Annotated in this window: 23 protein-coding genes; 13 read left to right on the forward strand and 10 right to left on the reverse strand. The window is 65.3% G+C overall.

Features of this window, described 5'->3' with window-relative positions; translation table 11 throughout:
* Nucleotides 1-126 precede the first annotated feature (126 nt).
* Nucleotides 127-675, forward strand: coding sequence for a Spy/CpxP family protein refolding chaperone (locus tag C8261_RS10680; RefSeq protein ID WP_107493840.1), 549 nt, complete (start codon nucleotides 127-129; stop codon nucleotides 673-675).
* Nucleotides 676-736: 61 nt separating this feature from the next.
* On the opposite strand, the gene C8261_RS10685 is transcribed toward C8261_RS10680, so the two are convergent.
* The 5 genes from C8261_RS10685 to clpS all read right to left on the reverse strand — a co-directional run bounded on the left by C8261_RS10685 (nucleotide 737) and on the right by clpS (nucleotide 6,010).
* Nucleotides 737-1,084, reverse strand: a complete 348-nt coding sequence (locus C8261_RS10685; RefSeq protein ID WP_107493702.1) for an HAD family hydrolase — start codon at nucleotides 1,082-1,084, stop codon at nucleotides 737-739.
* 89 nt (nucleotides 1,085-1,173) lie between these two features.
* Nucleotides 1,174-2,487: an isocitrate lyase gene (gene aceA, locus C8261_RS10690; protein ID WP_107493703.1), complete on the reverse strand. Its 1,314-nt coding sequence runs from the start codon at nucleotides 2,485-2,487 to the stop codon at nucleotides 1,174-1,176.
* Nucleotides 2,488-2,769: 282 nt separating this feature from the next.
* Nucleotides 2,770-3,249, reverse strand: coding sequence for a ribonuclease E activity regulator RraA (rraA, locus tag C8261_RS10695; protein WP_107493704.1), 480 nt, complete (start codon nucleotides 3,247-3,249; stop codon nucleotides 2,770-2,772).
* Between the two features lie 178 nt (nucleotides 3,250-3,427).
* Nucleotides 3,428-5,701 carry an ATP-dependent Clp protease ATP-binding subunit ClpA gene (gene clpA / locus C8261_RS10700; RefSeq protein WP_107493705.1) on the reverse strand — a complete coding sequence of 758 codons (2,274 nt, stop codon included), beginning with the start codon at nucleotides 5,699-5,701 and terminating at the stop codon, nucleotides 3,428-3,430.
* Nucleotides 5,702-6,010, reverse strand: a complete 309-nt coding sequence (gene clpS, locus C8261_RS10705; RefSeq protein ID WP_107493841.1) for an ATP-dependent Clp protease adapter ClpS — start codon at nucleotides 6,008-6,010, stop codon at nucleotides 5,702-5,704.
* 406 nt (nucleotides 6,011-6,416) lie between these two features.
* On the opposite strand from clpS, the gene C8261_RS10710 reads away from it, so the two are divergent.
* Nucleotides 6,417-6,620, forward strand: a complete 204-nt coding sequence (locus C8261_RS10710; RefSeq protein ID WP_107493706.1) for a cold-shock protein — start codon at nucleotides 6,417-6,419, stop codon at nucleotides 6,618-6,620.
* 221 nt (nucleotides 6,621-6,841) lie between these two features.
* Here C8261_RS10710 and rpmG read toward each other — a convergent pair whose 3' ends face one another.
* From rpmG to radC, 3 genes are all read right to left on the reverse strand, one after another.
* Nucleotides 6,842-7,009, reverse strand: a complete 168-nt coding sequence (rpmG, locus tag C8261_RS10715) for a 50S ribosomal protein L33 (protein ID WP_107493707.1) — start codon at nucleotides 7,007-7,009, stop codon at nucleotides 6,842-6,844.
* Between the two features lie 24 nt (nucleotides 7,010-7,033).
* A complete protein-coding gene (gene rpmB, locus C8261_RS10720) occupies nucleotides 7,034-7,270 on the reverse strand; it encodes a 50S ribosomal protein L28 (protein ID WP_107493708.1) in 237 nt (78 codons plus the stop codon).
* A 101-nt stretch (nucleotides 7,271-7,371) separates the two neighbouring features.
* On the reverse strand, nucleotides 7,372-8,049 hold the full coding sequence (gene radC / locus C8261_RS10725; protein ID WP_107493709.1) for a RadC family protein: 678 nt from the start codon (nucleotides 8,047-8,049) through the stop codon (nucleotides 7,372-7,374).
* 48 nt (nucleotides 8,050-8,097) lie between these two features.
* On the opposite strand from radC, the gene coaBC reads away from it, so the two are divergent.
* The 4 genes from coaBC (at nucleotide 8,098) to C8261_RS10745 (ending at nucleotide 10,921) form a co-directional block, all read left to right on the forward strand.
* A complete protein-coding gene (coaBC, locus tag C8261_RS10730) occupies nucleotides 8,098-9,309 on the forward strand; it encodes a bifunctional phosphopantothenoylcysteine decarboxylase/phosphopantothenate--cysteine ligase CoaBC (RefSeq protein WP_107493710.1) in 1,212 nt (403 codons plus the stop codon).
* The gene (gene dut, locus C8261_RS10735; protein WP_107493711.1) at nucleotides 9,309-9,758 is read left to right on the forward strand and encodes a dUTP diphosphatase; all 450 of its coding nucleotides are present in this window, start codon (nucleotides 9,309-9,311) and stop codon (nucleotides 9,756-9,758) included. The genes coaBC and dut overlap by 1 nt, the downstream gene beginning before the upstream one ends.
* Nucleotides 9,759-9,760: 2 nt before the next feature.
* Nucleotides 9,761-10,192 (forward strand): NUDIX domain-containing protein, encoded by a 432-nt coding sequence (locus tag C8261_RS10740; RefSeq protein ID WP_268987183.1) that lies wholly within the window; start codon nucleotides 9,761-9,763, stop codon nucleotides 10,190-10,192.
* Between the two features lie 111 nt (nucleotides 10,193-10,303).
* Nucleotides 10,304-10,921 carry a c-type cytochrome gene (locus C8261_RS10745; protein ID WP_107493712.1) on the forward strand — a complete coding sequence of 206 codons (618 nt, stop codon included), beginning with the start codon at nucleotides 10,304-10,306 and terminating at the stop codon, nucleotides 10,919-10,921.
* A gap of 86 nt (nucleotides 10,922-11,007) precedes the next feature.
* Here C8261_RS10745 and C8261_RS10750 read toward each other — a convergent pair whose 3' ends face one another.
* Nucleotides 11,008-12,288, reverse strand: coding sequence for an FCSD flavin-binding domain-containing protein (locus C8261_RS10750; protein ID WP_107493713.1), 1,281 nt, complete (start codon nucleotides 12,286-12,288; stop codon nucleotides 11,008-11,010).
* Nucleotides 12,289-12,306: 18 nt separating this feature from the next.
* Nucleotides 12,307-12,606 (reverse strand): c-type cytochrome, encoded by a 300-nt coding sequence (locus tag C8261_RS10755; protein ID WP_107493714.1) that lies wholly within the window; start codon nucleotides 12,604-12,606, stop codon nucleotides 12,307-12,309.
* Nucleotides 12,607-12,858: 252 nt separating this feature from the next.
* Here C8261_RS10755 and C8261_RS10760 point away from each other — a divergent pair, with 252 nt between their 5' ends.
* The 7 genes from C8261_RS10760 to soxX all read left to right on the forward strand — a co-directional run bounded on the left by C8261_RS10760 (nucleotide 12,859) and on the right by soxX (nucleotide 18,138).
* Nucleotides 12,859-13,215 carry an ArsR/SmtB family transcription factor gene (locus C8261_RS10760; RefSeq protein ID WP_107493715.1) on the forward strand — a complete coding sequence of 119 codons (357 nt, stop codon included), beginning with the start codon at nucleotides 12,859-12,861 and terminating at the stop codon, nucleotides 13,213-13,215.
* Nucleotides 13,216-13,319: 104 nt separating this feature from the next.
* Nucleotides 13,320-14,657 carry a sulfite dehydrogenase gene (gene soxC, locus C8261_RS10765; RefSeq protein ID WP_107493716.1) on the forward strand — a complete coding sequence of 446 codons (1,338 nt, stop codon included), beginning with the start codon at nucleotides 13,320-13,322 and terminating at the stop codon, nucleotides 14,655-14,657.
* Complete coding sequence (locus tag C8261_RS10770; protein ID WP_107493717.1) at nucleotides 14,641-15,693, forward strand: c-type cytochrome; 1,053 nt, start codon at nucleotides 14,641-14,643, stop codon at nucleotides 15,691-15,693. Before soxC ends, C8261_RS10770 begins: the two co-directional genes overlap by 17 nt.
* 29 nt (nucleotides 15,694-15,722) lie before the next feature.
* Nucleotides 15,723-16,190, forward strand: a complete 468-nt coding sequence (gene soxY, locus C8261_RS10775) for a thiosulfate oxidation carrier protein SoxY (RefSeq protein ID WP_107493718.1) — start codon at nucleotides 15,723-15,725, stop codon at nucleotides 16,188-16,190.
* Between the two features lie 30 nt (nucleotides 16,191-16,220).
* Nucleotides 16,221-16,532 carry a thiosulfate oxidation carrier complex protein SoxZ gene (gene soxZ, locus C8261_RS10780; protein WP_181358930.1) on the forward strand — a complete coding sequence of 104 codons (312 nt, stop codon included), beginning with the start codon at nucleotides 16,221-16,223 and terminating at the stop codon, nucleotides 16,530-16,532.
* A gap of 123 nt (nucleotides 16,533-16,655) precedes the next feature.
* Nucleotides 16,656-17,456 (forward strand): sulfur oxidation c-type cytochrome SoxA, encoded by an 801-nt coding sequence (soxA, locus tag C8261_RS10785; protein WP_107493720.1) that lies wholly within the window; start codon nucleotides 16,656-16,658, stop codon nucleotides 17,454-17,456.
* Between the two features lie 13 nt (nucleotides 17,457-17,469).
* Nucleotides 17,470-18,138: a sulfur oxidation c-type cytochrome SoxX gene (soxX, locus tag C8261_RS10790; protein WP_107493721.1), complete on the forward strand. Its 669-nt coding sequence runs from the start codon at nucleotides 17,470-17,472 to the stop codon at nucleotides 18,136-18,138.
* Nucleotides 18,139-18,240: the final 102 nt, after the last annotated feature.

The raw sequence follows: 18,240 nt of genomic DNA on the forward strand, positions 1-18,240 counted from the left end.
GGCGCTGGAGACATGCGGGTGCAAAGGCGCCGGCGGCGGACAAATGGCGCTTACATCGCGGTGGTCAAATGGCTCCGTCGTCCGCAGTGACGGACGCAGGACCGACAACACACAAGGAGCATGATCATGAAAACCTGGACCAAAACCACCATCGCCGCATCGCTGATCGCCGTTACCGCCCTGGGCGCCGGCACTGCCCTGGCCCGCGGCGGCGATTGCGGCGGCTTCGGCCCCGGCGGCAAGGGCGGCTGGCAGGCCGCGAGCGCGGAGCAGATGCAGCAACGCATCGCCCAGCGTGTCGATCTGCAGCTCGCCCGCCTGGAACTGGCGCTGGCCCTGACGCCACAGCAGCAGGGCGCCTGGAATGCCTTCAAGACGGCAATGGGCGAGCGCGCGCAGAAGATGGCAGCGACGATGGGCGAAGGCCGCGAGGCCGGCGCCCCGGCCACCGCGGTGGAGCGTCTGCAGCGCATGGAGGCGATGAGCGCAGCGCGCCAGACCGAGATGGCCGAGACCCGCCGTGCCGTGGAACGCTTCTATGGCACCCTCTCGGACGCCCAGAAGAAGGTCTTCGACGCCGACTTCGCCGCGCTCGGCGGTCATGGCCCGCGCGGCATGGGGCCGGGTCGGGAAGGCGCTCCGCGTGAAGGCGGACGCGGCGCCGGGCGTGGCTGAGCGGCGCCGGCACTGAGTGGTCAGCGGGGCGCCTGCGGGCGCCCCTTTCAGTTGTGTACGCTCAGGACCACTTGACGCCGCCGACTGCCAGCATGCCCTGATCGAGCAGTTCGACGAAGCCGGGGATGAGCTCGCGGACGTTGCCGCTGTAGGACTCCGCCCACATCTGCTGCAGGCGCTGGCGTGCCGCTTCATTGGCGTGCTCGCTGCCATCGGTCTCGAGCAGCCAGATGGCGACCTCGCGCCCTTCCACCACCAGGCAGAGCAGGGCGTCGTCCTCATCCGGTTCGAGGGCAGCGCGCAACTCGTCGCGGTAGGCGGCGAGCACGCTGTCGAACAGCGTCGCGCTGAAGGTGGCGCCGTGCAGCAGGGTGAGGGCGAGGGTGTTGTTGAGCGCTTGCTGGGTCATCGCTGTGGTGCCGGCCGGGAAAATGAAAAACGGGGCCACCCGTCAGGGTGGCCCCGTCGTCTGCCCGCGATGTTACGGGGCAACGCAGCTTAGTGGAACTGCTCTTCTTCGGTGGAGCCGGTCAGCGCCTTGACGCTGGAGGAGCCGCCCTGGATCACGGTGGTGACTTCGTCGAAGTAACCGGTGCCGACTTCCTGCTGGTGGGACACGAAGGTGTAACCCTGTTCGCGCGCAGCGAATTCCGGCTCCTGAACCATCTCGACGTAGTGCTTCATGCCTTCGCCGCGAGCGTAGGCGTGGGCGAACTTGAAGGTGTTGTACCAGTTGACGTGGATACCGGCCAGGGTGATGAACTGGTACTTGTAGCCCAGCGCCGACAGTTCTTCCTGGAAGGAAGCGATCTGCGAGTCGTTGAGGTTCTTCTTCCAGTTGAAGGACGGCGAGCAGTTGTAGGACAGCAGCTTGCCGGGGCAGGCGGCCAGCACGGCCTGGGCGAACTCGCGGGCGAAGCCGATATCGGGCACGCCGGTTTCGCACCACACCAGGTCGGCGTAGGGGGCGTAGGCAACACCACGGGAGATGGACTGCTCGAGGCCGTTACGGACGCGGTAGAAGCCTTCCTGGGTACGCTCACCGGTGAGGAAGGGCTTGTCGTTGGCGTCGTAGTCGGAGGTGATCAGGTTGGCGGCTTCGGCATCGGTACGGGCCAGGATCAGCGTCGGCACACCCATGACGTCGGCGGCGAAGCGCGCGGAGATCAGCTTCTCGATGGCTTCACGGGTCGGCACCAGCACCTTGCCACCCATGTGGCCGCACTTCTTGGCGGCAGCCAGCTGGTCTTCGAAGTGAACGCCAGCGGCACCGGCGGCGATCATGTTCTTCATCAGTTCGAAGGCGTTCAGCACGCCGCCGAAACCGGCTTCGGCGTCGGCCACGATGGGCAGGAAGTAGTCGATGAAGCCTTCGTCGCCCGGGTTGATGCCACGCGACCACTGGATCTCGTCAGCGCGCTTGAAGGTGTTGTTGATGCGGCGGACCATGGTCGGCACGGAGTCGTAGGCGTACAGCGACTGGTCCGGGTACATGGTTTCGGAGGTGTTGCCGTCGGCGGCGACCTGCCAGCCGGACAGATACACGGCTTCCAGACCAGCCTTGGCCTGCTGCATGGCCTGACCGGCGGTGATGGCGCCGAAGGCGTTCACATAACCCTTCTTGGCGCCGCCGTTGACCTTCTCCCACAGCACCTTGGCGCCGCGCTGGGCGAGGGTGTACTCGGGCTGCAGGCTGCCGCGCAGGCGGACCACGTCGGCGGCGGTGTAACCGCGCTTGACGCCCTTCCAGCGGGGGTTTTCAGCCCAGTCTTTTTCGAGGGCGGCGATTTGCTGTTCGCGGGTCAGAGTCATGTCTATTCCTTACTGGCTGACGGTGGGGAGGGTGTTGCGGCCCGCCCCCGGGGCGGGCCTGTCACGGTCTCGACGCGGCCCGGGAGCGGCGTCGAATGAAGCACAGTATAGGAAGATTCTGGCTCTGCAACAATAGGTCTTATATAAGATATAAGAAAAAAATTAGTTGTTTAAAGTCAGCGCCTTGTGTCTCGCATCCCGCATGGCGAAAAGAAAATCGATTCTGTGAAACGAAAACCTGCTGCGCTGCACCGTGAGTCCCGCGGTTCTGGCGGCAGTCTGTTACATCAGGGCCTGCTCGGCGACGATGACCCCGTCCTCGTCGGCATAGACGAAGTGGCCAGGGGTGAAGGTGACACCGCCGAAGCTGACCGCGAGGTCACGATCGCCAACGCCCTTCTTGATGCTCTTCAGCGGATGGGTGGCAAGTGCCAGCACGCCAAGGTCCATAGTGCCGATGGCCTTCGAGTCGCGGATGCAGCCATAGACGATGACGCCGGCCCAGCCGTTGTTGACGCCGAGCACGGCGAGCTGGTCGCCGACCAGCGCGCAGCGCAGCGAGCCGCCGCCATCGACCACCAGTACACGGCCTTCGCCCGGGCTCTCGAGGGCGCTGCGCACCAGCGAGTTGTCCTCGAATACCTTCAGCGTGGTGATGACGCCGCCGAAGGCCTTGCGCCCGCCGTAGCTGCGGAACATCGGGGTGACAATGCGCACGCGGCCTTCGTTGGCGTCGCACAGGTCTGCGGTCTGGATGGTCATGGCGATCTCTCCGGTGGCTCAATGGTGGCGGCGATGATAACCCAGCAGTGCTCGCGCAATTGCCTGCGTCCGCTGTCAGGATGCAGTCCGCGCGGTCTTTCTTGCAAAGAGGAAAAAAGCCCAGCCCCCGCATGTGAGGCCACGCGCGGGGGCTGGGCTGTGCTGGCGAGCGTGCGGATCAGACGGTGGCGACTTCCTTCTCGTCGAAGACCAGTTTGACCTTGCCGTCGTCGTCCAAGTCGATGGTCACCCGTCCGCCGCCGGCGAGGCGGCCGAAAAGCAGCTCGTCTGCCAGCGCGGCGCGGATGGCGTCCTGGATCAGGCGCGCCATCGGCCGCGCGCCCATCAGTGGGTCGAAGCCGTGCTCGGCCAGCCAGGCCTTGAGGTCGTCGGTGAAATGGGCCTCGACCTTCTTGTCGTGCAGCTGCGCTTCGAGTTCGATGAGGAACTTGTCCACCACGCGCAGGATGATCTCGCTGTCCAGCGCCCGGAAGGAGATCGTCGCGTCCAGCCGGTTGCGGAACTCCGGCGAGAACATGCGCTTGATCTCGGCCATCTCGTCGCCGGTCTCGCGCTTGGCGGAGAAACCGATCACCGACTTCTGCATTGCCTCGGCGCCGGCGTTGGTGGTCATGATGATGATGACGTTGCGGAAATCCGCCTGCCGGCCGTTGTTGTCGGTCAGGGCACCATGGTCCATGACCTGCAGCAGGATGTTGTAGATGTCCGGATGGGCCTTCTCGATTTCGTCGAGCAGCAGCACGCAGTGCGGCTTCTTGGTGATCGCCTCGGTGAGCAGGCCGCCCTGGTCGAAGCCGACATAGCCCGGCGGCGCACCGATGAGGCGGCTGACGGCGTGGCGTTCCATGTACTCCGACATGTCGAAGCGCACCAGTTCGATGCCGAGGGTGTAGGCGAGCTGACGGGCGACTTCGGTCTTGCCGACGCCGGTGGGGCCGCTGAACAGGAAGGAGCCGATCGGCTTGGCCGGATTGCCGAGTCCCGAACGCGACATCTTGATCGCCTTGGCGAGCGCATCGATGGCCGCATCCTGACCGAAGACCACGTTCTTGAGGTCGCGGTCGAGAGTCTTCAGCGCCGCCTTGTCGTCATTGGAGACGGTGCGCGGCGGGATGCGGGCGATCTTGGCGACGATCTCCTCGATCTCGTTCTTGCCGATGGTCTTCTTCTGGCGTGACTTCGGCAGGATGCGCTGTGCCGCCCCGGCTTCGTCGATGACGTCGATGGCCTTGTCGGGGAGGTGGCGGTCGTTGATGTACTTGGCCGACAGCTCGGCGGCGCTCGACAGTGCGGCCGCCGAGTACTTGATGCCGTGGTGTTCCTCGAAGCGGCTCTTGAGGCCCTTGAGGATCTCGATGGTTTCGGCCACCGAGGGTTCGACCACGTCGACCTTCTGGAAGCGCCGCGACAGCGCGTGGTCCTTCTCGAAGATCTGCCGGTACTCGGTGTAGGTGGTGGCGCCGATGCACTTCAGCTGCCCGGAGGACAGTGCCGGCTTGAGCAGGTTGGAGGCGTCCAGGGTGCCGCCCGAGGCCGCTCCGGCACCGATCAGGGTGTGAATCTCGTCGATGAACAGGATCGCTCCTTCCTGCTCGACGAGTTGCTTGAGCACGGCCTTCAGGCGCTGCTCGAAGTCGCCGCGGTACTTGGTGCCGGCCAGCAGCGCGCCCATGTCGAGGGCGTACACCTGGGCGTTCTCCAGCACTTCTGGAACCTGGCCGTCGACGATGCGGTGGGCCAGCCCTTCGGCGATGGCGGTCTTGCCGACGCCGGCCTCGCCAACCAGCAGAGGGTTGTTCTTGCGCCGCCGGCAGAGGGTCTGGATGACGCGCTCGACCTCCTTCTCGCGGCCGATGAGGGGGTCGATCTTGCCCACCAGGGCCTGCTGGTTGAGGTTCTGGGTGTAGTTCTCCAGTGCACCGCCGGATTGCGGGCTTTCCGCCTCCGCTTCGTTGTGCTCGCCCTCGCTCTGGTTTGGTGCGCCCGCACCTTGCGGGGGCGTCTTGGCGATGCCGTGGGAGATGAAGTTCACCACGTCGAGGCGGGAGATGTTCTGGCGCTGGAGGAAATACACCGCATGGGAATCCTTCTCGCCGAAGATCGCCACCAGCACGTTGGCGCCGGTGACTTCCTTCTTGCCGGAGGATTGCACATGGAGGATGGCGCGCTGGATGACGCGCTGGAAACCCAGGGTCGGCTGGGTGTCGATGTCTGCAGTGCCCTCGACCTTGGGGGTGTGCTCGTTGATGAACTCGGTGAGTTCGCGGCGCAACTCGTCCATGTTGGCGTTGCAGGCGCGCAACACTTCCGCGGCGGAGGGATTGTCGAGCAGTGCGAGCAGCAGATGCTCCACGGTGATGAACTCGTGGCGCTTCTGGCGCGCTTCGACAAAGGCCATGTGCAGGCTGACTTCAAGCTCTTGCGCGATCATTCAGTTTTCCTCCATCACGCAGGCCAGCGGATGCTGGTGCTGCCTGGCATAAGACACGACCAGCTCGATCTTGGTCGCTGCGACATCCCGCGGGAAGACGCCGCAAAGCCCCATGCCCTCTCTGTGGACTTGGAGCATGACCCGCGTGGCACGTTCGCGGTCCATGCCGAAAAATTTCTGCAACACGTCGACCACGAAGTCCATCGGCGTAAAGTCGTCGTTCAACAGCAGCACCTTGTAGAGCGGCGGCGGCGTGGTGCGTGCGCGTGTCGCCTCCAGTACGAATTCGTCCTGCTTGTGTGTGGCCATGCGAACCATTCTAATCAAGTGTCGGCAGAGTGCAACAACGCTGCGCAGAGGGGTTTTTCGCCTCGTTGGAGGGCGTGTGCGGTGTACTTTCGCGCTGCCTTCGGGCGATTACAAGCGATTTATATGCCAGGGGGCATCGGCTTATCCGTGGGAGTGGCGATGCTGCGCCGCGCAAGAAAATGCCGCAAGAAATGCTTGACGCTGTGGGCTCAGTTGCGTAAAAGCACTTCCGTATGTCGTGCAAAGAGCAGTGCGCTGACCCTGTCGGGCTGTCGCCGCGATGTGGCTGCTGGCAGGGCTCAGGAGTGACCTCGGGTTGCTTCGGTGCGGGTTCCGGTTCCTCTGCAAGACATGCTGGCCGGGTGGTTCCGGTACGTTACATGCACACTTGAAGGATTGATGGTATATGGCAACTGGCACTGTTAAGTGGTTCAACGATTCCAAGGGTTTTGGCTTCATTACCCCGGATGACGGCAGCGAGGATCTCTTCGCGCACTTTTCCGCGATCAACATGAGCGGCTTCAAGACCCTGAAGGAAGGCGAGAAGGTTTCCTTCGAAGTCACCCAGGGTCCGAAGGGCAAGCAGGCTTCCAACATCCAGAAGGCTTGAGGAAGCCGCGTTCGACGCGGAGCGCCGTACCGCACACAGGGGTTGCCGGCAGCGTGCCGGTGGCTTTGCAGGCTGGTTGTCGAGTACGGTCATGGGGTGTCGGAGAGGCTGAGTGCAACTGAGCCTGTTTCCGCCACGCCAAAGAACAAGAGGCCACCGCATGCGGTGGCCTCTTGCCATTCTGGAGATCTGGGCCCGCGCGGGCCGGTCTGCCGACCGGCTTACTTGAGCTTGATTTCCTTGTACAGGACGTGCTTGCGGGCGACCGGGTCGTACTTCTTGAACTCGAGCTTCTGCGGGGTGGTGCGCTTGTTCTTCGAGGTGGTGTAGAAGTGACCGGTGCCGGCAGTCGATTCCAGCTTGATCTTTTCGCGAATGCCTTTAGCCATGATGGTCTCCGTTCAGTGCGGGGCTCAGAGCTTCTCGCCGCGGGCGCGAAGTTCGGCGACGACTTCGTCGATGCCCTTCTTGTCAATGGTACGCAGGCCGGCATTCGACACGCGCAGGCTGATCCAGCGGTTCTCGGCCTCGCTCCAGAACCGGCGGTTCTGCAGGTTGGGGAGGAAACGACGCTTGGTCTTGTTGTTGGCGTGGGAAACGTGATTTCCCACCATCGGGGCTTTACCCGTTACTTGGCAGACGCGAGCCATACGATGCTCCAGGGAATTCGGTTTGCGAAAAGCGGTGGAGGATACCGCATCGTCACCCCCTCGCGCAAGCCCCGTGGTGTTCGGCGATGTCCTGCAGCGGCTCAGAGCAGTCCGCGTTCGGCGAAGGACAGCGGTGCGCCGTGGGCGGTGACGATGAAGTGATCGAGTACGCGCACGTCCACGGTCTCCAGCGCCTGCTTGAGGCTGCGGGTCAGCAGTTCGTCGGCGTGGCTGGGTTCGCAGGCCCCGGAGGGGTGGTTGTGGGCGAGGATGACCGCTGCGGCGTTGTGTGCGAGCGCCAGCTTGACCACCTCGCGCGGATAGACGCTGGTCTGGGTGAGGGTGCCGCGGAACAGTTCGACGGCGTCGATGAGGCGGTTGCGCGCATCGAGCAGCAGGACGGTGAATACCTCGTGGGGCAGGCTGCCGAGGCGCAGGCGCAGCCAGTTGCGCACCGAGCGGGGGGTGTCGAAGATGTCGCCGGCGCTCATTTCCTCGGCCAGCGCGCGTCGCGACAGTTCCATCACCGCCTGCAGTTGGGCATACTTCGCCAGCCCCATGCCGGGGATGCTGGCAAATTCCGCCGCTTCGGCGTTGCACAGGCGGGTCAGGTTGCCGAAGCGCACCAGCAGGTCGCGACCGAGGTCGACTGCGCTGCGTCCGCGCACACCGACGCGCAGGAAGAGGGCGAGCAGTTCGGCATCGCTGAGGGTATGGGCGCCGCGGGCGAGCAGCTTCTCGCGCGGGCGTTCGGCGGCAGGCCAGTCGGAGATTGCCATGGGCAGGGCGGACCGATCAACGAACGATGATGCATTAAACCCAATGTCATGAAAGAGCTCAAGGGCAGGAAGCTGATTCTCGGCGTTTCGGGCGGCGTGGCGGCATACAAGGCCGCCGAACTGACCCGTCTGCTGGTCAAGGCCGGCGCCGAGGTCGATGTGGTGCTGACCGAGGCCGGTGCGCGTTTCGTCGGCGCGGTGACCTTCCAGGCGCTCTCCGGACGCCCGGTGCACGGCGGACTGTGGGAGGGTGGGGCGGCCAACGGCATGGCCCATATCGACCTTTCCCGTCAGGTCGACGCCATCCTCGTGGCGCCGGCGACCGCCGACCTGCTTGCCAGGCTGGCGCAGGGGCGTGCCGACGATCTGCTCAGCACGCTCTGCCTGGCGCGCGACTGCGCCCTGCTGGTGGCGCCGGCAATGAACCGGCAGATGTGGGCGAACCCGGCCACGCAGCGCAACGTCGCCACCCTCCTCGGCGACGGCGTGACGGTGCTCGGCCCGGGGGAAGGCGAGCAGGCCTGCGGCGAGGTCGGGCCCGGGCGCATGCTCGAGCCCGAGGAGCTCGTCGAGCATGTGGTGGCGGCCTTCCGTCCCAAGGTGCTGGCCGGGCGCAAGGTGGTGCTCACTGCCGGGCCCACCTTCGAGGCCATCGATCCGGTGCGCGGCATCACCAACAGCAGCTCCGGCAAGATGGGCTATGCACTGGCACGCGCCTGCCGCCAGGCCGGTGCCGAGGTGGTGCTGGTCAGCGGGCCGGTGGCCCTCGCCGCGCCGCTGGGGGTGCAGCGCGTGGGGGTGCATTCGGCGCTGCAGATGCGTGCGGCGGTGTTCGATGCCCTGCCTGGCGCCGATGTCTTCATTGGCGTGGCCGCGGTTGCCGACTATCGTCCGGCGCAGGCTGCGGAGCACAAGATCAAGAAGTCCGGTGATGTCCTGCAGTTGAGCCTGACCCCCAATCCCGACATCCTTGCCGAGGTCGCGGCACTGCCACAGGCGCCTTTCTGCGTCGGCTTTGCCGCGGAGAGCCGCGACCTTGATGCCTATGCGACGGGCAAGCGGACGGCCAAGCGCCTGCCGCTGCTGGTCGGCAACCTGGTCCAGGATGGCCTGGGCGGCGACGACAACGAGGTGGTGCTGTACGACGACAACGGACGCCACGCGCTCGGCCGTGCCGCCAAGGGCGAACTGGCTGCGCGCATCGTCGATCATCTGGCCGCGCTGCTGGAGCGCCGCGGCCCTTCCATGGAGCAAGCCTGATGCACAAGATAGACGTGAAGATTGTCGATGCGCGCCTGCGCAACCAGCCGCCGGCGTATGCCACGGCGGGGGCGGCAGGGCTCGATCTGCGCGCCTGCATCGATGCGCCGCTGGTGCTGCATCCGGGTGAGAGCACGCTGGTACCCAGCGGACTGGCGATCCATCTGGCCGATCCCGGGCTGGCGGCGATGATCCTGCCGCGTTCCGGCCTTGGTCACAAGCACGGCATCGTGCTCGGCAACCTGGTCGGTCTGATCGATTCCGACTACCAGGGGCAGATCTTCGTGTCGATGTGGAATCGTGGCCGCGAGAGCTTCACCGTCCAGCCCATGGAGCGCATTGCCCAGCTGGTGGTGGTGCCGGTGCTGCAGGTCGGTTTCAACATTGTGGACGACTTCTCCCGCAGCGAGCGCGGCGGGGCCGGGTTCGGCAGTACCGGCAAGCACTGAGCGTGAGTGGGCATGCCGGCATCCCGGTAGGGGTGCACGTGGTGTTCGAGCGCGGTGACGAGGTGCTGTTGATGCGGCGCGCCGGCACGGGCTTCTTTGACGGGCTGTACAGCCTGCCGGGCGGGCATGTCGAGGCCGGCGAGTCGATCCTCGCTGCCGCGGCACGCGAGTGCGCGGAGGAACTCGCCGTCGGCGTCGAGGCGGCACAGTTGCACATGCTGGGGGTGGTGCATCGGCTGTCCGACACCAACCGGGTGGATTTCTTCGTGCGCGCCGCGCAGTGGACGGGGACGGCACGGATTGCCGAACCGCACAAGTGCGATGCACTGGGCTGGTATCGGCGCGATGCGCTGCCGCCCGCCATGGTGCCCTATGTCGCTGCTGCGCTCGCTGCCGGGGCGGGGCCGTGGGTGCTGGAGCTGGGCTGGGCGTGAAGGCTGCGGGCGCTATTCAGCGTATCAACGGATTCTGATAGTCTTTCCCCGCTGCGCCGCGTGCGGCGCGCCTACGACAATATCCATGAATGCGAGGAGGGGGAGATGGGAATGAACTGGAGACGCGCGCTGGCCGGGCTGGCGCTGGGTGCCGCGGCGCCCGTGGTGCTGGCTGCCGGTGAGCTGCCGGATGTCGATCTCGGTCGTGCCGAGGAAATCAACATGGGGCGCTGCTTCCTGTGTCACGGCGTCGACGGCGAGAGCTCGACCGCACTCTACCCGCGCCTGGCCGGACAGCACTACCAGTACATCGCCAAGCAGCTCGCCGACTTCCAGGCCGGGCGGCGCAAGAGCGATACCATGGTGAGCATGGTGGAAGGCCTCACCGCCGACGAGATGCTGGCCCTCGGGGTGTTCTTCGAGAAGAAGCCGACGCGCGCGCAGGCCGTCCAGGATGCCGATCTTGCCGGGGTTGGGCGCTACGTCTTCCACCGTGGCAACGAGTATTCCGGCGTCGCCGCCTGCGCCTCCTGTCATGGCGAGCGCGGCCTCGGTTCGCCGGCGCTGCCGCGTCTGGCCGGGCAGGTTCCGCAATACACCGAAAGCCAGTTGAAGTCGTTCAACAAGCGCGAGCGCACCAACGACAACGCGGTGATGCACTCGATCGCCTCGCGCCTGACCGAGCTGGAGATCAAGGCCGTGTCGCTCTACATTGCCACGCTCGACTGAGCACATGCGGCGCCCGTGCGGCGCAGGCGCGGCAATGAAAAACGGGGCCCTTGCGGGCCCCGTCTGCCTTGGCTGGATGCCGGCGTTCAGGCGAGCATGTCGGCCCAGATGTTGTTGGCCCAGGCCAGCGCATACTTGCCTTCGATCTCGTTGGCGGCCGCCGACACCCCACCCGCACCTTCCACGGGCAGGAAGGTCTGCTTCTCGGCGTTGTACTGGTGTACCGAGGCGACGTGGATGACGTTCCTGTCGTCCACAAAGCTGTAGCAGGTGTTCATCACCACCGGGGTGGCGCTTGGCTCGCGTCCCTCGAAGAGGTTGAGGATGGCGGCGGCGGCAACCTTGGCGTGCTGGTTGGCCATGTGGCCGGACTTGGGCATCGTCGGCGCGGGGAAGAGAGCGTCGCCGAGCACGTGTACGCCGGGCATGCCCTTGGCTTCCATGCTCAGCCAGTCGACGTCCACCCAGCGCTCGTTGATCAGCGGCAGGCCGGCCTGCACGGCGATGTTGCCGGCGCGCATGGGCGGGATGACGTTGAGGACGTCGGCCTTGACGTCGCCGAACTCGAGCTTGGCGATGCGGTTGCGGGCGTCGACTTCCATGATCGCGCTGTTCGGGCGGTACTCGAGGATGTCCTTGTAGGGGCCCTGGAAGGCGCGCAGGAAAAGGCCCTTCTTCGACTGGATGTCGTCGTTGGCATCGAGGATGATGACCTTCGACTTCGGTTTGTGGGTCTTGAAGTAGTTGGCCACTACGCAGGCGCGCTCATAGGGGCCGGGCGGGCAGCGGTAGGGGGCCTTGGGGATCTGGATGGCGAACACGCCGCCGTCGGCCATGCTCTCGAGTTGCTGGCGCAGCAGTACGGTCTGGGCGCCGGCCTTCCAGGCGTGGGGGATGAGCTCCTCGTTGCCGTCGAGGCCTTCGATGGCGCCGGGCATGAAATCGATGCCCGGGGAGACCACCACGCGATCGTAGCTCAGGGTGCCGCCGGCGGCCAGGCGCACCTCGCGCTTGGCGGCGTCGATGCCGAGCACCTCGTCCTGGATCACCTTCACGCCCCACTTCGACTTCAGGTTGTCGTAGCTGACGGTGATGTCGGCGAGGGTCTTCTGCCCGGCGATCACCAGGTTGGAGATCGGGCAGGAGATGAACTGTGCGTTGCGCTCGACCAGGGTCACCGCCACGCTGCCCTTGCTCCACATGCGCAGGTACTTGGCCACCGTGGCGCCGCCATAGCCGCCGCCGACGACCACCACATGGCCGCCCTTGCCGCCGCCGCTGGTGGCGCAGCCCGCCAGTCCGCCGAGTACCGTGGAGCCCGCGGCGATGGCGCCGGCGGATTTCAGAAAGTCACGTCTGTTAAGCATCTTCGTCCTCCCCCTGGCTTATTTCTGTGCGGCGAAATACGCGGCGATCAGCTCAAGCTGCTCGTCGGTATAGCCCTTGGAAATCTGGTGCATGATGGAGGCGGGCTTGGCGCCACTCTTGAAGTCCAGCATCTTCTGCAGCAGTTTGTCGCGCGGTTCGCCGGCGAGGCTGTCCATGCCGCCGACGCTCTTGCCATTGGTGCCATGGCAGTTGGCGCAGGTGGCAGCCAGGTTGCGGGCCAGATTGGGATCCTGGGCGTGGGCCAGGCCGCCGGCGGCGAGCGCACAGACGGTGGCGAGTGCGAATTTGAGCTTCAAGACTTTCCTCCTCTCCATTTATTTGATCCGCATCGGCGCGACCGCCGGCCCCTGTGTCCGGGGTCCTCTGGCGGAACACGCTGCCGGCGCAGTATAGCCCACGTGGGAGAGAAGACAATCTATCGAAAGGGGATTTGATCCATGTCAAAGCGAGGCCCTTCATTTCGTGTGCAGCGCACAATAACAATTTGTTGACCATATGATTTCATGGTTATAAAGTTTTCCACTAATAAGAACGCAGGTGGGGGCGAGATGGAGGAGCTGAACAAGGTCTTCGAGAGCGTGGCCGAGTACTTCGGTCTGCTTGCCGAGCCGACGCGCCTGAAGATCCTGCACTGCCTGTGCAACGGCGAGCTGGCCGTAAATGAAGTGGTGGAGGCCGTCGGGCTTACCCAGGCCAACGCCTCGCGCCACCTCAACCTGCTCTACCGCGCCCGTGTAGTCGACCGCCGCCGTGAAGGCAGCCAGGTCTTCTACCGCATCGTCGATCCCAATTTCACCGATCTGTGCCGCACCGTGTGCGTGAGCATCGCTTCGCGCAGCGAAACCTCGATGCCGCGGCGGGAGAGCCTGCTGCGCCTCGAACAGGATCTCGGCGGCGGACCCTGAGCCAGCACTCTGGAGGAGGAGACGGCTGGCGCGCAAGATCAACAAGACAAGCGTTCAACACCACAAACCGCAGTCAACAACGCACCAATGGGGGGAGCGTACGCATGGCACTCACAGATGCCCGGCTTGGCCGGGTCAGGCCTGCGCCGGAAAACTTCCTGAGCGACGAGCAGATTCAGTCGGTCAAGGAGGGCAGGCGCGATTTCCTGCGCAAGGCATTCATCGCCGCCAGTGCGGCAGCCGCGGCGCCCGCGGTGGCGCATGCGCAGTCCGCCGGTGATCCGGCGATTCTCGAACTGCAGCCGTGGTCCACGATGCTGGGCAAGCCGGTGGCGGCCAATCCCTACGGCATGCCGTCGATGTACGAGCGCAATCTCGTCCGTCGCGAAAGCCCGGGGCTGACCCGCGTGGGCGGTTCGTCAGTGGCATTCACGCCGCTGCAGGGCCTGTTCGGCATCATCACGCCGTCGGGGCTGCACTTCGAGCGCCATCACCAGGGTTGGGTGGATATCGATCCCAACAAGCACCGCCTGATGATCAACGGCCTGGTGAAGACCGATGCGGTGTTCACCATGGACGACATCATGCGCCTGCCCTCGGTGTCGCGCATCCACTTCATCGAGTGCGGTGCCAACACCGGCATGGAGTGGGGCAACGTGGCGGTGCCGACGGTGCAGTACTCGCACGGCATGATCTCCTGTTCGGAATTCACCGGTGTGCCGCTGAAGGCCATTCTCGACATGTGCGGGGCCGATTACCGCAAGGGCCGTTTTATCCTCGCCGAAGGCGCGGACGGCTCGTCGATGACCCGCACCATCCCGATGGAGATGGTCGAGTCCGGCGAGGTGCTGGTGGCTTACGGCATGAACGGCGAGATGCTGCGCCCGGAGAACGGCTACCCGCTGCGCCTGGTGGTGCCGGGCGTGCAGGGGGTGTCGTGGGTGAAGTGGCTGCGTCGCATCGAAGTCGGCGACATGCCCTGGGCGACCAAGGACGAGGCGGTGCACTACATCGACCTGATGCCGGACGGCCTGCACCGCCAGTACTCCTCCATCCAGGAGTGCAAGTCGGTGATCACCACCCCCTCGGGCGGCCAGACCCTGCTCGACAAGGGCTTCTACAACGTCTCCGGGCTGGCCTGGTCGGGGCGCGGCAAGATCACCCGCGTCGATGTATCCACCGATGGCGGCATCAACTGGCGCACCGCCCGGCTGGAGACACCGGTGCTGTCGAAGGCGCTGACGCGCTTCAACATCGACTGGGTATGGGACGGCAAGCCGGCCATCCTGCAGTCGCGGGCGATGGACGACACCGGCTACGTACAGCCCTCCTATGGGCAACTGCGCGCGGTGCGCGGTACCAAGTCGATCTACCACAACAACGCCATCCAGTCCTGGAAGGTGGTCGAATCCGGTGAGGTGAGCAATGTCCAGGTTCTCTAAGACGCTGATCGCGCTTGCCCTTGCCGTCGGCACCGCCGCCCCGGTGCTGGCTTTCGATCGCTACCAGGGCATCGGGCGTGCCGCCACCGCGGCTGAAGTGCAGGCCTGGGACATCGATGTGCGCCCGGACTTCGCCGGCTTGCCCAAGGGCAGCGGTGATGCCATCCGCGGCATGGACATCTGGGAGGCACAATGCGCCTCCTGTCACGGCTACTTTGCCGAGTCCAACGAGGTGTTCACGCCGCTGGTGGGCGGTACCACGCCAGCCGACATCGACAGCGGGCGGGTTGCCGCGCTGATCAATGACAGCTTCCCGCAACGCACGACGATGATGAAGGTGCCCACGGTGTCCACACTGTGGGACTATATCAACCGTGCGATGCCGTGGACGGCGCCCAAGTCGCTCAGTGCCGACGAGGTGTATTCGCTGGTGGCCTTCCTGCTCAACCTCGCGGAAGTCATTCCGGACGACTTCGAACTCAACCAGGACAGCATCCGCGAGGTCCAGCAACGCATGCCCAACCGCAACGGCATGACCACCGACCACGGCATGTGGCCGGGAGCGCCGGCGAGCAAGGGCGGCATCGGCAACGGCGGTCGTCCGGACGTGCGCGCCACGGCGTGCATGAAGGACTGCAAGCGTGAAGTGGTGCTGGCCTCGGCGCTGCCCGAGCACGCCCAGGACGCGCACGGCAACCTCGCCGAGCAGAACCGCCCGGTGGGTGGCGTGCGCGGCGTGCAGACCGGGCCGTCGACGGCCGAGCAGGCGCCCGCCGATCCGCTGCTGGCGCTGGCTACCGAGAAGGGCTGCATGGCCTGCCACGGTGTTGCCAGCAAGATCATCGGCCCGGGCTACAACGAGATCGCTGCCCGCTACCGCGACCAGGCCGGCGCCCAGGCGCTGCTGGTCGGCAAGGTCAAGGGCGGTGGTCAGGGAACCTGGGGGGCGATTCCGATGCCTCCCCAGAGCCACCTTGCGGACGAGGAGATCGATCAGCTCGTCCGGTGGATTTTGTCCGGCGCAAAAGCGCAGTAACACAACCCTTCAACACAAGGAGAGACGGGATGGATAACCAACGCAGGGATGCCCTCAAGGCCGGTGGCGGTCTGGGCGTGTTCGGTCTGCTGGCTGCGGCCGGCCTGATCAAGCCGGAGATGGCCTTCGCGGCCTGGAACAAGGACGCCTTCGACGCCAAGACCATGGATGCCGCCCTGGCTGCCATCGGTGCCGGCAAGCCGGCCGACAGCGCCGACGTGCAGATCACCGCCCCGGACATCGCCGAGAACGGCGCCGTGGTGCCGGTGGGCGTGGTCAGCAACATCGCCAACACCGAGTACGTCGCGATCATGATCGAGAAGAACCCGGCAATGCTGGCGGCTTCGTTCACGATTCCGGCCGGCACCCTTGCCGACGTGCAGACGCGCGTCAAGATGGGCCAGACTTCCGACGTTTTCGCCGTGGTCAAGGCTGGCGGCAAGTTCTACGTCGCCAAGAAGGAAGTCAAGGTCACCCTCGGCGGCTGCGGCGGCTGAGCGTACCCAACGGATACAGGAGAAACAACGATGGCAAGTCCGATGCGTATTCGCGCCGCCAGCAAGGACGGCGTTACCGAAGTGCGAGTGCTGATGTCCCACCCGATGGAGACCGGTCAGCGCAAGAACGCTGCCGGTGAAGTGATCCCCGCCCACTTCATCACCGAACTGACCGCCAAGCACAATGACAAGGTCGTGCTCAGCGCCGAGTTCGGCCCCTCGGTGTCCACCAACCCCTACTTGGCGTTCAAGTTCAACGGTGGCGCCAAGGGCGACAAGATGGTTGTCACCTGGGTGGACAACAAGGGCGAGTCGCGTACCGACGAAGTGCAGATCAGCTGATGCGTGCGCGGCGGCCTGCGGGCCGTCGCACCGCCACAGCGGCAGAAAACAACAAGCATGGCCCCGGCCGCCGGTGCGGACGGCAGGGGGTTGCACCCAAGATCCGCTCCCGGAGGAGAGACCATGAAGCGAAAACTGATGGCGGCAGCCATCGGCGTGACGGCTGCGTTCGCCGCGCCGCTGGCGTTCACCAGCGAAGAGCTCAATTTCGACGCCTACCGGCAGATGCTTGCCGATGGCAACCCGGCCGAACTGTTCGAGATGGAAGGCGAGGAACTGTGGGTCACCGCCCGCGGCCCCAAGAACGCCACCCTTGAGCAATGCGACCTCGGCCTCGGGCCAGGGGTCGTCGAGGGTGCCGCGGCGCAGTTGCCGCGCTACTTTGCCGACACCGGCAAGGTGCAGGACCTCGAATCGCGCCTGATGCACTGCATGGAGACCCTGCAGGGCATTCCCTCGGGCGAGATCATCGGCGGCAAGTTCCGCCAGGGCGAGCGCGGCAAGCTGGCCTCGCTGGTGGCCTACGTGGTCACCCACTCCAAGGGCAAGCCGATTGCGGTCGATGTCAGTCATCCGAAGATGCAGGACATGTACGCCATGGGAGAGAAGGTCTTCTTCTATCGCACCGGCGCGATGGACTTCTCCTGCGCCTCCTGTCACGGTGAGGACGGCAAGCGCATCCGTGCCACCCATCTGCCCAACATCACCACCAACAAGGGGGCGGCGGAAGGGTGGACGTCGTGGCCTGCTTACCGGGTGTCGAACTCGCAGTTCTGGACCTTCCAGCACCGCCTGTGGGACTGCTTCCGCCAGCAACGCACCGCGGAGCCGGTTTTCGCTTCCGATGTGACCATCGCGCTGTCGGTTTTCCTGGCGGCCAAGAGCAACGGCTACGAGGCCCAGTGGCCCGGCGTCAAGCGCTGAGGGAGGGACGATCATGAGCAAGAAAGCAATCGCGCCGCTGGCGCTCACCGTTGTCCTCGCCGCGCTGCTCGCCGGCTGCGTCAAGCATGGTCACTACGCCCCCGGCGCTTCTGCAACGCCGGCGGCGGGTGCTGCCGATCAGGCGCTCGAAGCCCGTGTCGAGGAGATGATGCTGACCTCGTTCAAGGCTACCGGCATTGCCTCACTCGATCGTCAGGTGCGTGACGAGGTGCAGAAGGCCTGCTCCAGCCCCGTGCAACCCGACGCGGAAACCATGCGGCGCCTTGAGGAAGGGCAGATGGCCACCATCCAGTGGCCGAGCAATGGCGACTTTACCGGCGGTGACTGGAAGGAAGGCGCCAGGATCGCCATCAGTGGCCGCGGCCTGACGTGGACCGACGCCAGCCCCGACAACAACGGCGGCGGCTGCTACAACTGCCATGCCATGGATCCGGGTGAGGTCTCTGCCGGCACCATTGGCCCCAGCCTGGTGGGTTACGCCAGGCTGCGCGGCAACTCCGAAGAGATCGTCCGCTACACCTGGGGCAAACTGTGGAACGCCAAGGCCTACAACGCCTGCAGCAACATGCCGCGCAATGGCTACGGCAAGATCCTCACCGAGACGCAGATCCGTCACCTGATGGCCTACCTGTTCGACCCCGCCTCGCCGGTCAACAAGTAAGCCTGCGGCGCATGGCCGGCGGCGGCGCCCTGCCGTTTGCCGGCCACGCGCCGTTGCGCAGTGCCACCGCATCCATTTTTTCCAGAAGGGCATCCCGATGTC

It is taken from the genome of Pseudothauera lacus (assembly GCF_003034845.1).
GTDB classification, from domain to species: Bacteria; Pseudomonadota; Gammaproteobacteria; order Burkholderiales; family Rhodocyclaceae; genus Pseudothauera; species Pseudothauera lacus.